Below are 14,356 nucleotides of genomic sequence, written 5' to 3' on the forward strand. Positions count from 1 at the left end.
AAACATGAATTTAAATGATGCAATAAGAATTATTCATGTGGAGAAGTTACAAGATTATAACATGAATGAAGTAAGGGAAAATAGAGAAAATGAAGTTGTCTTAAGGCAAGAGAATGATAAATGGATAGTTTATGTAACAGATGAAAGGGCTAGCAAGGTTACAAATTCACAAGGTACCTATGAGGATGAGGAAGAAGCATTGAAAGATTTTATTAAAAGATTAAGAGCGGGCAAAATATTAAGGGAGCTATAAAATTTTCCGATTCTACTCCTTAAATTAGGTTGGTGGGACGAATGACAAAACAGGAGTTCTTAAAGAAAGTAGAATCAGAAAAATTAAATAAAGGTGAATATTCTATAATAATCGGCAAGCTATCTGATGCTCCACCTGTATTAGGATGTGTAATTGAACAAGGGGCATGGAAAGTATATGAAACAAGAGAACGTGGTGGCCACTTCATTATTAAAGAACTTGACGATGAATCTGAGGCATTTGATTACTTTTATAAAGTTGTCCTTAGTCAGCATAATAGAAATAACAACTTTTAATCTTAAAAGCCACTTGGATAAATCACAAATAAGTATTGAGTACAACAAACTTATAAAAGCAGGAGGCTATAGGGTTGCAGCATAATGCCGAAACGATTGAAAATTTTATAATTGATGAACTTAAGAATCGATTCAATGAGAGGGTAGAAGATTTTGTGATATCCAATAGCACTGATATTCCCTATACGATGACTAGTATAGTTTTTAAAATGTACAATTATTTTTATGTGAGGTTCAACTACGACAGAGGAAACTTTGGATGCTCAGTTGTTAATGGAGTGTATGGGATTAGTATAGAATCTAGTGAAAAATGGTTTGATCAAGCCGACTTTGATAAGTTCTTCAATGACCTGCAGAGACAAATTGAACTTAGAATACCAGATAAATTTTTGGAGCATCACGGTTGGAGATAAATACTCGGGCCGGGAATGGTTTCCTGACCAGATGGGCGATGTTACCAATTTATAAATAGGAAAGGTGAGAAAAAACCAATGGAAAAGATACATCGTGGAGATGGTTTTGCGATTATAGAGAAAGATGGGGAATATCAAATTTCCTGGGCTCAAGGGCCTTATAATCAACCGGTATTTTATCCTATTTCTAAACAGAATATGAAAAAGGCGTTTCAATCAGATCAAGATGCTTATGAAGTCATGATTTATGCACAAACGGGTCAATGGCCAACTGGTGTTAAGGAAGAAAACGAAATTAATATAGATTTTCTGCAAAAGTATCCTGAACTACTTTTAAAGGTTCCTGAAAACCAGGAACTATTGACGAAGCCAGGATTGCAGAGTAAAGGTTATGAATCAATAAAAAATGAAATTAAAAACGCTTTAAAAAAGCATTTCGATGATAGAATCGGCAGTTTCTCAGTTTTCAGTCAGACTGATATCCCTTACACAATGTTTAGTTTGCAGTTTACTGCTTATAATTATTTTAACGTAATTTTAAATTACGATAGAGGTTCTTTTGGTTGTTCGATCGTTACTGGTGATGCAGGGATTGGTCTTAAAAATAGTCAGAAATGGTATGATGAAGCCGACTTAGATGTTTTTTGCAAAGAACTTAGAGAGCAGCTTGAATTGAGGATTCCTGACAAATTTTTAGAATACCACGGATGGAAGTAGAGGGTACTATCTATTAAAAGTAGAAGAATTAATTGGTTTATACAATAGCCTTTCATGAACTGACAAAAAATTATCCGGACAGTGTTCTGAAAAAAAGGGCTGCCTTTTATTCCATACATTTTTTGCAAAGATATATTGATATGGAGAGTGAAAAAATGATATTTATTAACGAAAATAAAACTTCATGGAAAATAGAAAACAGAGAGGTTCATCTGGAACTGGAAAACGTTTTATGTGCTAAATACTACGGTATTTCTGGTGTAATGGCTTTTATAATTGGAGATGAGACAAAAAACCCCGAGAAGGTTGCAGGGTATGATAGTAACGGTAAAGCCTTATTTACTATCAATCAACCTGAAGGATACCAACTTATGTATCTTACGAATCATCCCCAAGCAGAAGTGGCTGTGGTGTGCGGAATAGTTGATAGTGAAAGCGAAAGTTGGTCAGATTTTTACTTTAAAGTAAATTTACACAGAGAAGAACTAGAAAGGATTGGAATAGCTAGGTAGGTTTAAAAGTTTAGTTTTTCACCAGAATAGTATGCCAATGAGTCAATGAACAAATTTAATTATGAGTATGATGGTATGAAGGAGAGGCACTATGGCAATTAAAAATTTCAAGTGGGATAGCCAGAGCCAGTCAGTATGCTGGGTTTATAACGGAACTACGATAAAATCCACCTATGAACATGCTTACTTTGCAACGTTAGATGAAAATGAGAATTATGTCTTTGTTGAAGCAGGAGAAAATAATAATCAAGAGCAGATGTACTATATCTCTTTTGATGGAAAACCCATCTTTTCTTTTGATAGATTAACAGGTACTGTCAGCTGGTTAAATGGGAACAAGCAGGTGCAAATTAATGCCTTAAATGCTATTGGTGCTCATCGATATAGTGAGCATAATTTAATTATTGTTGTTAAACAAAGTGGTCCTTCTGCTACAAAACTATGTGGTTATTCAACGGATGGCATATTATTATTTGAAAGTGATTCTCCTGAAGGTTTTGTCTTCGTCTATTTAACTACTTTTAAATCTTCCCCGTATATTGTTTATGATGGAGGAAAAGCTTACGCTGATCCTTATGGAAGAAGCAGTTGGATTTTTTCCGTTGATCCAAGAAGCGGAAAATTAAATAAAGAAAACCTTGCCTATTAAAGAAAGCGTGGAACAGCTTATGAGATGTTATAGAACAAGGAGTGATTGAGATTAGGACCCTTGGAAAATTCGCATTATACGATAATAAAGAATACAGATTCCTTCCTAAATCTGATGGTTCTTTTGCTCTTCTTTCTACCGATCCCGGCGATCTGCACAAAGGGTTTAAGAAGATTGGGGAAATGCATGAAGACAGGTATATAAAAGAAGTTCGTTTGGAAGAAATGAGCTTTGTTTATCAAAAGAAAACCAGTGTAAGGTTTAAAGGAGATCTCTTTACTGGCTCAACAGTAGAAGGAGATCAAATTATGCTATACACACGAGATGTTTCTCTGGGGAAGAAGCACAATATGAAAATGAGAGATAAAGATGAGTACTACCAATTTATCAATCTAAAAGACATAGAGGAAATCACTCAACAGTGGGTCCCGCTTTCTCAATATAACTCAAAGTAGAGGGATTAAAATAAGCAGCGAAAAGAAAAAACTGTTTTTGAAGAATGGAGGAGCCTTTTGAATAAAGAACAATTGCAGCATATTTTCAGTGACTTAGGTATCAATCTACTTTTCGGGCAAGATTTTATTAGGGAACAAACCGGATACTATGAAAATTATAACCAACTAGAGTCAGATGAAGATCACTGGTACTACTCGGAAATTGACTTTGAAGCCAGACCAGCTCCGGAAAAGAAAGATATAAAAAGGTTTGATTCCCAAGAGGAAGCGATTAAATACTTCTTTCTAAAATCATTAAAAAAGTTCTATTTTAATGAGATTCATTTTCCGAATAATCCGATAAGAGATATGAAAAGCATAGAAGAAACGAAAAAATTCTTCAATTATTTAGGGATAAAGCAGGAGTGGTACAGCTTCGATGAAGTGAGACCGCAGTCTGTTTTTGCAAAGGTTTTAGAAAACCAGGTTGAAGTAAGTTATGTTGACCAAAAAGAGAAAATCAAATTTTCTACAATTCCCTTAAAATTTGAACATGGTATTTTCATAGTGTACAAGCTGGCTTATTCTCTTCACATGCTTAAAGCATTAGAAAAGGTATTTATAGAAAATGGAGTGTTAAAAGAAGAATTTACTGATGAGGATAGAGAAATGTTTATTGTGTAACCCAAACATTCAATAAGCAGGAGAGTTAAAAAGGGTTCTAGCAGATAAGATATTATTTAGAGAAATGGCCAAATCTTCGCCGCTATGTTAGAGTTTCCCCGAAAAATAGAGGTAAAAGCTCCCTCCCCAACCTGCTTAATCACCTTCGAAACTAGTAGATTTTTGTTAAATTCCCCCACTTTTTCCCTGTAAAAAAAGGATTCACATATAACCATTGAGAATTACTTATTGATAAAGAAAAAAGGGGAGAAAAATATTGGCTACTTGGGTTACTCATTTTAGGATTACCGATGAATTGTTAAAGAAGAACCTTCCTGTTTCAAAGGTTGAATTTCTGGTTGGAAATATTGGACCGGATTGCGGGTTGATTGGAGAAGATGGCAAACCGACACCTCCAAAAGAGATCACTCATTCCCATTTCGATGGCAGGATCAGTTCTGACTTCTTTTATGAGAAACACTTCACAGATGAATTTGAACATTTTTCAAAAAGATTCTCTTATCTCTTAGGCTATTACATTCATTTGGTGACAGATGAAAAATGGCTGGAACTTCTGGCAGATAAGAAAAAGGAAAGAGTTTATCAAGAAATACTGAACAGTCCTGACTATGCTCGCACTGTGAAGAGAGATTGGTACGGGTTGGATTTTCGTTATTTACAAAACCATAAAGATAATATCTTTTGGACGGACTTTCAATACATCACTGACTTTCCAGAGTATCTGGATTTCTTTCCAAAAGGACAAACGATAAAACAAATTAGTAATATTACAGAGTTTTACCAAACCAGTACAATCTCAGAAGACCATGAGTTTATCTATCTTACAGAGGTTGAAGTGGATAAATTTATAGATGAAACAGTAGAAATTGTTCTGGATTTATTAATTAGCAGATTTAACTTACAGCCTGCTTAGAAAAACAGAAAGCGGGTTGTAAAGCAAAAGGGGGAGTAACAATGAATAAGAGTTTGACGATTCTTCATACGAACGATCTTCATGGTGCTTATGAGCAAGCACTAAGGCAGGCTGCCTACATAAAAAAACGTGTCAGGGAACTGAAGTCCAATGGAGAAAGCTTTCTTTTAGTGGACGGCGGTGATCATATGGATATGAGTATCAATGAATGCTTGGCGACTGAGGGACGATTGGACTTGGAAATGCTGGAGGAAACCGGCTATCATGCCATGGCAGTGGGAAACAATGAGTTGCTGCGTTCTACGCCTGATCAAATTAGAAAACTCAGTCTTCAATCAAAAGTGCCTTGGTTATTAGCAAACCTTGTAGAAGGGGACGGGAGAGTCATCGGAGGAATGAAGGAAACTCTCCTTTTCACTGCATCCAACGGAATGAGAATCGGACTTTTCAGCGCTACAGACCAATTTGGAGACCTCTATGAAAATAAACACGGTTTCAAGAATCTGGACACCTTGGAGGCAGTAACAAAGGCTGCTGGTGATTTGAAAGAAAATGGGGCTGATTTAATCATCTTCCTGTCTCATCTCGGGTATGAAGCTGATAGGAAGATGGCCAAAGAAATCAGCGGTAGAGTGGATGTGATTATTGGAGCCCATACACACACTGTGCTGGAGTCTCCCGTGGTGGAATCGGGTGTTCTAATCGTTCAGGCAGGATCTTGCGGAACTTATGTTGGAGAATTATCCTTAAGTATCGATGTCAACGAGACTGGTTCTCACAAGATAGAATCCTATAATGGGAAGTTAGTGGAAATATCCCCTGACTCTGAACCAGATCATGCCATGGAGGCTATTTTAGAAAAAGGAAGAAAGGAAACAGAACACTTTCTTTCAGAGGTTTTATTTACAACGAGTGAACCAGTGTCAAACGCTGGTGTCATTGGACTGATTGCTGACAGCTTGCGTGACAGATGGGATTCTGAGATTGGATTGATGTACGGCGGGGCGGCATTGGAAGGAATGGAAGCAGGCGATGTAACAAAAGGGGCTGTGTTGAATAGCTGTAAAAGCATGCATTCCCCGGTATTAATGGAACTAAAGGGAGAACAAATCGCTGGGTTAATAGAAGATAGTTATAAGAATGAAATCACTTCCAAACCGGTCTACGGGAATGGGTTTCGACCACACGGGATTCCAATAGGTTCCCTATCATTTTCAGGAGTAACGTGGAATGATCGTAATAATACCATTACAAACATAAGAGTCAATGGAGAAGGACTCATTGAAGACAGGGTCTACACAGTAGGAACCGGCTCACCTATGCTGTATGAAGAGGTATGCGGATATGGTTCAGTCAAAGGAAATAAATTGATAGAAGTTGGTAAAACAGAGATGGTCAAAGATGTATTAATGAGTTACTTAAAAAACCTGAAAACAGTTCATTCCTAATTTATATTCGTAAACATATTAAAATGAGTGCATAATCAAATATATTATGCACTCTATTTTTATGTGATTGAACTTTGAAGAGTAAATTAAGGAGGAATCATCATTTTTACAAACATAAACATCAAAGAACGAATGGAACATTATATAGTGAACGGATTAAGTATTTCATGGATTGAAAACGGTCAATTCCAAGGAGTGAAAAATTACGGAATTCTAGAAGACACAAAAGATATGAAAGTAAAGGACACTTCGATTTTCAGTGCATGTTCCATCAGCAAATTCCTAACAAGTATGACAGCTCTGAAACTGATCGACGAAGGACTCTTGGATTTAGATCAAAATGTGAACGATAGACTTGTATCGTGGAAGCTTCCAGATAATAAATTCATCAATAGTCATAAGGTTACGTTAAGAGACTTGTTAAGTCATCATTCTGGTATCCAGGACCCTGAAGGCAGTTTTTCGGAGCTGGCCGCGGAGATAGGAATCCCATCAATGGTTGAATTGTTGAAGGGGAAAACGACATATTGTAAAGATCCGATAGAGTTGAAAAGCAAGCCTGGAAGTGAATTTCATTACTCTGATGCTGGCTTTTGCGTTATTCAGCAGCTAATTGAAGATGTAACGAAAAAGCCTTTTGAACAAGTGGTGAAGGAGCTGTTATTGGAGCCGCTGGGAATGAAAGACAGCCTTTTTCTCACAAACTTGCGGAATATTGATCATGAAGAATTCTCTTGCGGCCATTACTATAAGGGAGATGTGGTGGATGAAAGGTATCCTATTTACCCTTATCCGGCGGCATCTGGTCTATGGACGACTTCAACGGATTTAGCTGTATTAGTGATCGAGCTGATTGATGCTCTGAAAGGAAAAAGTAAAATTGGCATTTCAGAAAGTTTAGCAAGAGAAATGATAACTCCTCAAAAAGGAAAGAGCTGGGCTGGGTTAGGTGTTTTTCTCGATAGTAAGGAAGGTGAAGTGGAAATCACTTCAATGGGATGGGGCATAGGTTTTCAAAGTATGCTAGCTGTGTATCCGGGTTTAGAAAAAGGTGTAGTGATCATGACAAATGCGGAATTAGGTGTTCACCAGATGAAAGGAATAATTGGAGAAATCTATAATTCCATTTAAGGGTGGAGGGATTTTAACGGGAATCAGATTATGGGAGGAAAACCCTACACCTGATTCTCCCGCGACCGTTTATTTCTGGCTGTCTGAGGGTATTCGCACTATGTACTTGTAATGAACCGGAGAGGAAGTGCATTAATGCTTGATACCTTGTTATTCGACAACTGGAAGAACCTCATGAAAGCCACAGTAATGTGCTTAATGGCTTACCCTTTTCTTATTTTGGTTCTGAGGCTATTCGGTAAACGTACGCTTACAAATGTAAATATGTTTGATTTTATCATTACGGTGACCTATGGAGCCACTTTGTCCAGTATCCTTACAAATGATAAAGTGACGCTTGCAGAAGGAGCCGTCATTCTTTTCATGCTCACTTTGCTGCAGATGATCATAGCCAGACTGACAACAAATTCAAAGAGGTTTTCTGACATAATCAAAGCTTCTCCATCCTTTCTTTACAATAACGGAGAGTTTTATGAAAAAGAAATGCAGAAGCAGCGAATTCGAATAGATGATCTGCGTTCGAAAGTCCGGAAAGAAGGAATGGGATCGTTTGAAAATGTAGAAGCGATTGTGCTCGAAGGAGATGGTTCTCTGTCCATAGTTAAAAAGGAAGAGGGAGGTTCGAAAGCTGCGCTGGTTGGCGTGAAGGGGAATAGTTAATATTAATGAATGGTTAAAATAGAGAGATTATACAAAACTAGTAATAATTGATAACATGAATCTGTAAAGCGCAATTCCTTTTGGGAGTTGCGCTGCTTTTATTTAATATGAGAGTTGATAGTCAATATAGCCATTTAGGTTGCACTGAATCTCATAAATGAGGAATCGTTGCAGTCATAAGGGAGCACAGACAGCATCGATTCTTCCGAAAGAGAAATCGGTGCATTCAGAAGAGCTCCCAGACAGCATTGAATCATCCAAAAGAGAAATTGATGCAGTCAGAAGGGACCACAGACAGCTTAGAATCCCACAAAAGAGAAATCGATGCAGTCAGAAGGGACCACAGACAGCATGGAACCCCACAAGAGAGAAATCGATGCAGTCAGAAGGGACCACAGACAGCATGGAATCCCATAAGAGAGAATTCGATGTAGTCAGAAGAGCTCACAAGCAACATGGAATCCGCAAAAAAAGAATTCAATGCAGTCAGAATAGCCTGCAGCAGGCACCGCCAGCCAAAAATGTATTGCAACTCAAACCCCACACTCAAACGCCCCTCAATTGCAAAAACATAGGGAACAAGATACCTCCGTCCACAGAATTAAAGTATTGATTGGAAAACTCTTCTGTTATATAATAACAAATAAATAATTTAATACTGTAATAGTACAGGAGTTTTTACAAATCAAAGGAGGAAATCAATTGGAAGGTTATGTTGCTTGCGGTGAGTTAAAAGTAGCGAAAGTATTATACGATTTTATCAATTCTGAAGTGCTGCCCCAATCAGGAGTGCATGATTTTTGGAGCAAATTTGAAGCGCTTGTGAAGGAGCTTACTCCTGAGAATAGAGCGCTGTTGGAACAGAGAGAGCGGTTACAAAGCTCCTTGAATCAATGGCACAAGGAAAACAAACACACACCATTTCAACCCCAGAAGTACCTGGCTTTTTTAAAAGAGATAAATTACCTGGAAGATGAAGTAGAGGATTTTGAAATCTCGACGAAAAATGTAGATGACGAAATCGCTGTCCAGGCAGGACCTCAACTTGTCGTCCCGGTGAACAATGCCCGCTATGCCATCAACGCAGCCAATTCCAGATGGGGAAGCCTGTATGATGCGCTCTATGGTACTGACGCCATTTCAGAAGATGACGGCTGTGAAAAAGGACGGTCCTACAACCCCAAACGAGGAGAAAAAGTCATTGCATTCTCCAAACAATTCCTTGATGACACTATTCCTCTCACCAGAGGGTCGCATAGGGAAGTAACCCACTATCGCATTGTAGCGAACAAACTGCAAGCTCAGTTGACGGATGGTGAAACGGCCGAATTGATGGATCCGTTAAAATTGGCGGGATACAACGGAACACCTGAAGACCCAAGTGTATTGCTGATGAAAAATAACAACCTTCGTTTTGAGATTGTGGTGGACGGCCAGCATTCGATTGGAAAGAATGACAAAGCCGGTGTGAAGGATATCGTATTGGAGTCGGCTGTAACCACGATAATGGATTGTGAAGACTCTGTCGCAGCAGTAGACGCTGAGGATAAGGTCGAGGTGTATCGCAATTGGCTTGGATTAATGACAGGGGATTTACAAACCACTTTTACAAAAGGGGAGAAAACGGTAGTACGTTCCCTTCAGGAAGACAGAATGTATACCTCATTAACAGGCAGTTTATTCTCATTGCGCGGCCGTTCTCTTCTTTTTATCAGGAATGTTGGTCACTTAATGACATCTAACGCCGTTTTGGATCCAAATGGGGAAGAGGTGTTTGAAGGGATATTAGATGGAGTGATTACCAGTTTAATAGCTAAGCGTGATTTGAATCAGGAAAATAATTTTACCAATTCAGCAAGAGGGTCGGTTTATATTGTTAAACCAAAAATGCATGGATCTGCAGAAGTGGCGTTTGCCAACAAACTTTTCAATCGGATTGAAGATCTGTTAGGGCTGGACAGGAATACCTTGAAAATTGGAGTTATGGATGAAGAAAGACGGACTTCCCTGAATTTGAAGAATTGCATCTACCAAGTAAAGGATCGTATAGCATTCATTAATACAGGTTTCCTGGATCGTACTGGGGATGAAATTCATACCTCCATGGAAGCTGGAGTCATGTGCAGGAAAAATGACATGAAGTCAACAAATTGGCTGGATGCCTATGAACGGGCCAATGTCAGCAGAGGGCTGGAAGCAGGCTTTAAAGGAAAGGCCCAGATTGGAAAGGGAATGTGGGCTATGCCGGACAGAATGGCAGAAATGATGAATCAAAAAATCGGCCATCTCCATTCAGGAGCAAATACAGCGTGGGTTCCTTCCCCAACAGCTGCAACTCTGCATGCGCTCCATTATCATCAGGTGGATGTCAGGCAGATTCAAAATGAATTAGAAGAGAACACTTTTAATGGCCGGGATGAAATGTTAGACATTCCTGTTGTGGAGACTCTCTCCTTGCAAGAAGAAGAGATTCAACTAGAACTCGATAATAATATTCAAGGTATCCTTGGATATGTGGTGCGCTGGGTGAATCAAGGTATAGGCTGTTCAAAAGTGCCGGACATTAATAATACAGGTCTTATGGAAGATCGTGCGACACTTCGGATATCAAGCCAGCATGTTGCCAACTGGCTTCATCACGGAGTCTGCTCGGAGAAACAGGTGACTGAAACCTTGGAGCGGATGGCTAAAGTTGTCGATGAGCAAAATGCAGGTGATCATTATTATCACCCTATGTCACCTCATTTTCAAAGCTCTACAGCATTCCAGGCTGCGAAGGAATTGATCTTCGAAGGGACCCGGCAGCCAAATGGTTACACCGAACCGATTTTACATCGAAGAAGGCTGGAGGCAAAAGCACTTGCCAAAAAAGTGGTAAACTAATAATCATACTTAGTAAAAAGAACCGCACCCTCATTGATTGAGAGGTGCGGTTCTTTTGGTGGAAGCGAAAGAGTAATGAATCTGTTGTATAACAATAGAATCCCTTTTGAAACCTATTGATAAGGTACTCAGGCAGATATTTTCAATATAAAATAATTTCTGAATTTTATAAAATTAACTGTTGTAATACAGATTTACTTGTTATATAATAAAAACAATTAAACTAAAACTGTATTAATACAGTGAAATTTAAAGAGTTGGAGGCAGGAGAATGAATAACGAATCTGTTCAAAATGAGGCACTTGGAATGAGAGAAGATTGGGAATTGAATCCTAGATGGGAAGGGATTGAGCGCCCGTATTCTCCAGAGGATGTTTTACGCCTGAGAGGATCTTTAAAGGTGGAGCACACACTGGCTCAAAAAGGGTCAGAAAAACTATGGAAACTGATTAATGAAGAGTCTTTTGTAAATGCCCTGGGTGCCTTAACTGGGGGGCAGGCTGTTCAACAAGTCAAGGCCGGCCTGAAAGCCATTTATCTCAGCGGCTGGCAGGTTGCTGCGGATGCCAACGTGGCAGGGCAGATGTATCCGGATCAAAGCTTGTATCCAGTAAATTCGGTTCCGCAGGTAGTAAAGTGTATCAATAATGCATTAACAAGAGCTGACCAAATTCAACATATGGAAGGCGAAGGAGAGATCGATTATTTTGCCCCGATTGTAGCCGATGCAGAAGCAGGTTTTGGCGGCCAATTGAATGTATTTGAATTGATGAAGGGCATGATTGAAGCTGGAGCGTCCGGAGTTCACTTTGAAGATCAATTGTCTTCAGAAAAGAAATGCGGACATTTAGGCGGAAAAGTTTTGCTTCCAACTCAAACGGCCGTCCGAAATTTGATTTCTGCCCGTCTTGCTGCCGATGTTTCCGGAGTTCCGACAGTGCTGGTCGCACGTACCGATGCTGATGCCGCCGACCTGATTACAAGCGATATCGATCCGGTAGACGCTGAATTTATTACCGGTGAGAGAACACCAGAAGGATTCTACCGCACAAAGGCAGGGATTGACCAGGCCATTGCGCGCGGTCTGGCTTATGCCCCTTATGCTGATTTGATATGGTGTGAAACCTCAAAACCGAGCCTGGAAGAAGCAAAAACATTTGCAGATGCCATTCATGAAAAATTCCCTGGAAAGCTTCTGGCTTATAATTGTTCACCCTCTTTTAACTGGGAAGCGAACCTTGATAAAGAAACGATCGAGACGTACCAAGTTGAACTCAGTAAGATGGGGTATAAATTCCAATTTGTGACCCTTGCCGGCTTCCACTCACTTAACTATGGAATGTTTGAACTGGCACGAGGATACAAAACACGCGGAATGGGTGCTTATTCTGAACTTCAGCAAGCTGAGTTCGCCGCTGAGAAAAATGGTTACACCGCTACAAGGCACCAAAGAGAAGTGGGAACAGGTTATTTTGATGAAGTTACACAGGTCATCACTGGAGGAACATCCTCCACAACAGCGCTTAAAGGTTCAACCGAAACGGCACAATTTCAAAGCTAAACTAAAAGATGATAGGAGGAAGGAAAATGAACAGAGTAAATGTTTCCAAAAAAGGTAGCAAAGAATGCTGTGATTGCGGAAAAGCCATTGACGATACCCAATTTGCTTATTTTAACCAGTGTGAAAAATGCCTGAGAAATACAGATCACTAATGAGAAAGATATTACAAACGGGATAAGGAGAAACTCCTTGTCCCGTTTGTGGTTCAATCAGTCCCCCTGAAAATTATAGAAGGAGAATGTTTATATCTTGTTGAATTTTATATAGAAAAAGGGCAGGCAATGGGAGAGGCGGTGAATTCCATCGAGTTACAAGTAAGTATGTGGGGAGTAGGCCTGGCGATGATTTTGACCGTCATCCTCATTTTTAGAAGAATTAACCCGGCCTATGCCATGATGGCAGGCGCCTGTGCCGGCGGTATCATCGGCGGGCTTGATCTGACGACAACGATTGATTATATGATAGGCGGGGCACAGCTCTTGACTCCAGCAGTTTTACGCATTTTGGCCGCAGGGGTGTTGATAGGTGTGCTGGTTGAGTCCGGGGCCGCTAACGTAATCGCCGCGGCCATTGTAACAAAACTGGGGGAGAAGAAAGCTCTGCTGGCAATAACCTTATCCTCTTTCATTTTGACGGCGGTGGGCGTCTTTATTGCTGCGGCCATTTTGACAGTAGCGCCAATCGCTCTCATGATAGCCAAGCGGACCGGGGTTTCAAGGCTGAGTGTGTTGATTGCCGTACTTTGTGGAGGGAGAGCCGGGAATGCGATAGCACCTAATCCGAGTACCATTGCAGCTGCCGATGGATTTTCACTACCCTTGACCTCCCTCATGGCTGCCGGTATTGTGCCCGCGACTATTGGAGCAGGACTTACATATTTAATTGCCAAAAAATTAAGTAACAAGGGCTCAAAAGTGACTAAGGCGGAAGAAGAGAGAATGAGTAACGAAAAAGATCCTTCATTCCTGGGAGCAATATCCGGGCCTTTATTTACGATCTTTCTGCTTTCACTGCAGCCGATAGCAGGAATCAAAATCGATTCATTGGCGGCGCTGCCTGCAGGAGGTTTATTTGGATTGCTTGTTATGGGAAAAGCAGGAGAGTTCAAGGCACACCTATCAAGCGGCTTGCAGAAAATGTCCGGAATAGCCATTGTCATTCTAGGAACCGGCACATTGGCGGGGATCATCATTCATTCCTCGATAAACGACCTGATTTTGACCGGCTTAAACTTTTTTCATTTGCCTGTATCCCTTATCGCTCCACTTTCCGGGACCTTCATGTCGCTGGCAACTGCTTCCGCGACATCGTCGGCCGCGATTTCGAGCAGCGTATTCGCTGAAATGCTTCTTGAAAATGGTGTGACCGCGCTGGCAGGTGCTGCAATGATCAACGCAGCGGCTGTCGGGTTTGATTTTCTGCCTCATGGGCCTCTATTTCATATATCGCGAGAATCCCTGTTCATGCAAATGAAAGAGCGGCTGAAAGCACTCCCGTACGAACTGATTGTTGCCCTTGCTATGGTGATTGCCTCGACAGTGGTGTTTGGGGGGTTCTTTTAAAAAGGAGAGAGGTGTGTTTGATTTTTTTCGAATAAAGAAATGTGATTCCTGTTTTTACCCACTATAACTATTTGAATCATACGATACCTGACTTTCCGATTACCTTATCGGGATTTACTATATGTCCTGTTGATCAATATTAGATTTTATCGGAAAATAATCGGAGAAATTCCGCTTATTTAAAAGGCTCTGTTAAAGTATAGTGTTGATATTTGCATATGTCGAACGAATGTTCTATAA

General features: G+C 40.0%; 17 protein-coding genes. All 17 read left to right on the plus strand.

Annotated elements, in window-relative coordinates:
- Positions 1–4: 4 nt before the first annotated feature.
- The 17 genes from B9Z54_RS16740 to B9Z54_RS16825 all read left to right on the plus strand — a co-directional run bounded on the left by B9Z54_RS16740 (position 5) and on the right by B9Z54_RS16825 (position 14,116).
- Positions 5–253, plus strand: a complete 249-nt coding sequence (locus tag B9Z54_RS16740) for an Imm59 family immunity protein (protein ID WP_113929478.1) — start codon at positions 5–7, stop codon at positions 251–253.
- A gap of 41 nt (positions 254–294) precedes the next feature.
- Complete coding sequence (locus B9Z54_RS16745; protein WP_113929480.1) at positions 295–549, plus strand: hypothetical protein; 255 nt, start codon at positions 295–297, stop codon at positions 547–549.
- Between the two features lie 74 nt (positions 550–623).
- Positions 624–962 (plus strand): hypothetical protein, encoded by a 339-nt coding sequence (locus tag B9Z54_RS16750; RefSeq protein WP_240189982.1) that lies wholly within the window; start codon positions 624–626, stop codon positions 960–962.
- A gap of 78 nt (positions 963–1,040) precedes the next feature.
- Positions 1,041–1,679 carry a hypothetical protein gene (locus tag B9Z54_RS25840; RefSeq protein WP_240189983.1) on the plus strand — a complete coding sequence of 213 codons (639 nt, stop codon included), beginning with the start codon at positions 1,041–1,043 and terminating at the stop codon, positions 1,677–1,679.
- Positions 1,680–1,711: 32 nt separating this feature from the next.
- A complete protein-coding gene (locus B9Z54_RS16765; protein WP_113929481.1) occupies positions 1,712–2,191 on the plus strand; it encodes a hypothetical protein in 480 nt (159 codons plus the stop codon).
- Positions 2,192–2,282: 91 nt separating this feature from the next.
- Entirely contained in the window at positions 2,283–2,840 is a 558-nt protein-coding gene (locus B9Z54_RS16770; RefSeq protein WP_113929483.1) for a hypothetical protein, read from the plus strand.
- A gap of 41 nt (positions 2,841–2,881) precedes the next feature.
- Positions 2,882–3,295: a hypothetical protein gene (locus B9Z54_RS16775; RefSeq protein WP_113929484.1), complete on the plus strand. Its 414-nt coding sequence runs from the start codon at positions 2,882–2,884 to the stop codon at positions 3,293–3,295.
- A 57-nt stretch (positions 3,296–3,352) separates the two neighbouring features.
- Positions 3,353–3,958 carry a hypothetical protein gene (locus tag B9Z54_RS16780; protein ID WP_113929485.1) on the plus strand — a complete coding sequence of 202 codons (606 nt, stop codon included), beginning with the start codon at positions 3,353–3,355 and terminating at the stop codon, positions 3,956–3,958.
- Positions 3,959–4,214: 256 nt separating this feature from the next.
- Positions 4,215–4,871 carry a zinc dependent phospholipase C family protein gene (locus B9Z54_RS16785; RefSeq protein WP_113929487.1) on the plus strand — a complete coding sequence of 219 codons (657 nt, stop codon included), beginning with the start codon at positions 4,215–4,217 and terminating at the stop codon, positions 4,869–4,871.
- 41 nt (positions 4,872–4,912) lie between these two features.
- Positions 4,913–6,319: a bifunctional metallophosphatase/5'-nucleotidase gene (locus B9Z54_RS16790; RefSeq protein WP_113929489.1), complete on the plus strand. Its 1,407-nt coding sequence runs from the start codon at positions 4,913–4,915 to the stop codon at positions 6,317–6,319.
- Between the two features lie 99 nt (positions 6,320–6,418).
- Positions 6,419–7,450 carry a serine hydrolase domain-containing protein gene (locus B9Z54_RS16795; protein WP_113929490.1) on the plus strand — a complete coding sequence of 344 codons (1,032 nt, stop codon included), beginning with the start codon at positions 6,419–6,421 and terminating at the stop codon, positions 7,448–7,450.
- A 135-nt stretch (positions 7,451–7,585) separates the two neighbouring features.
- Positions 7,586–8,110 (plus strand): DUF421 domain-containing protein, encoded by a 525-nt coding sequence (locus B9Z54_RS16800; protein ID WP_162785269.1) that lies wholly within the window; start codon positions 7,586–7,588, stop codon positions 8,108–8,110.
- Between the two features lie 248 nt (positions 8,111–8,358).
- Entirely contained in the window at positions 8,359–8,544 is a 186-nt protein-coding gene (locus B9Z54_RS24970) for a hypothetical protein (RefSeq protein WP_162785270.1), read from the plus strand.
- A gap of 268 nt (positions 8,545–8,812) precedes the next feature.
- Positions 8,813–10,993, plus strand: coding sequence for a malate synthase G (locus B9Z54_RS16810; RefSeq protein WP_113929494.1), 2,181 nt, complete (start codon positions 8,813–8,815; stop codon positions 10,991–10,993).
- 271 nt (positions 10,994–11,264) lie between these two features.
- Positions 11,265–12,554, plus strand: coding sequence for an isocitrate lyase (aceA, locus tag B9Z54_RS16815; protein WP_113929495.1), 1,290 nt, complete (start codon positions 11,265–11,267; stop codon positions 12,552–12,554).
- A gap of 26 nt (positions 12,555–12,580) precedes the next feature.
- Positions 12,581–12,706 carry a protein YhfH gene (gene yhfH / locus B9Z54_RS16820; protein WP_113929497.1) on the plus strand — a complete coding sequence of 42 codons (126 nt, stop codon included), beginning with the start codon at positions 12,581–12,583 and terminating at the stop codon, positions 12,704–12,706.
- A 150-nt stretch (positions 12,707–12,856) separates the two neighbouring features.
- Positions 12,857–14,116 (plus strand): GntP family permease, encoded by a 1,260-nt coding sequence (locus tag B9Z54_RS16825; protein WP_113929505.1) that lies wholly within the window; start codon positions 12,857–12,859, stop codon positions 14,114–14,116.
- Positions 14,117–14,356: the final 240 nt, after the last annotated feature.

The sequence above is a fragment of the Bacillus sp. P14.5 genome, from assembly GCF_003316765.1.
Taxonomy (GTDB): domain Bacteria; phylum Bacillota; class Bacilli; order Bacillales; family Bacillaceae_B; genus Rossellomorea.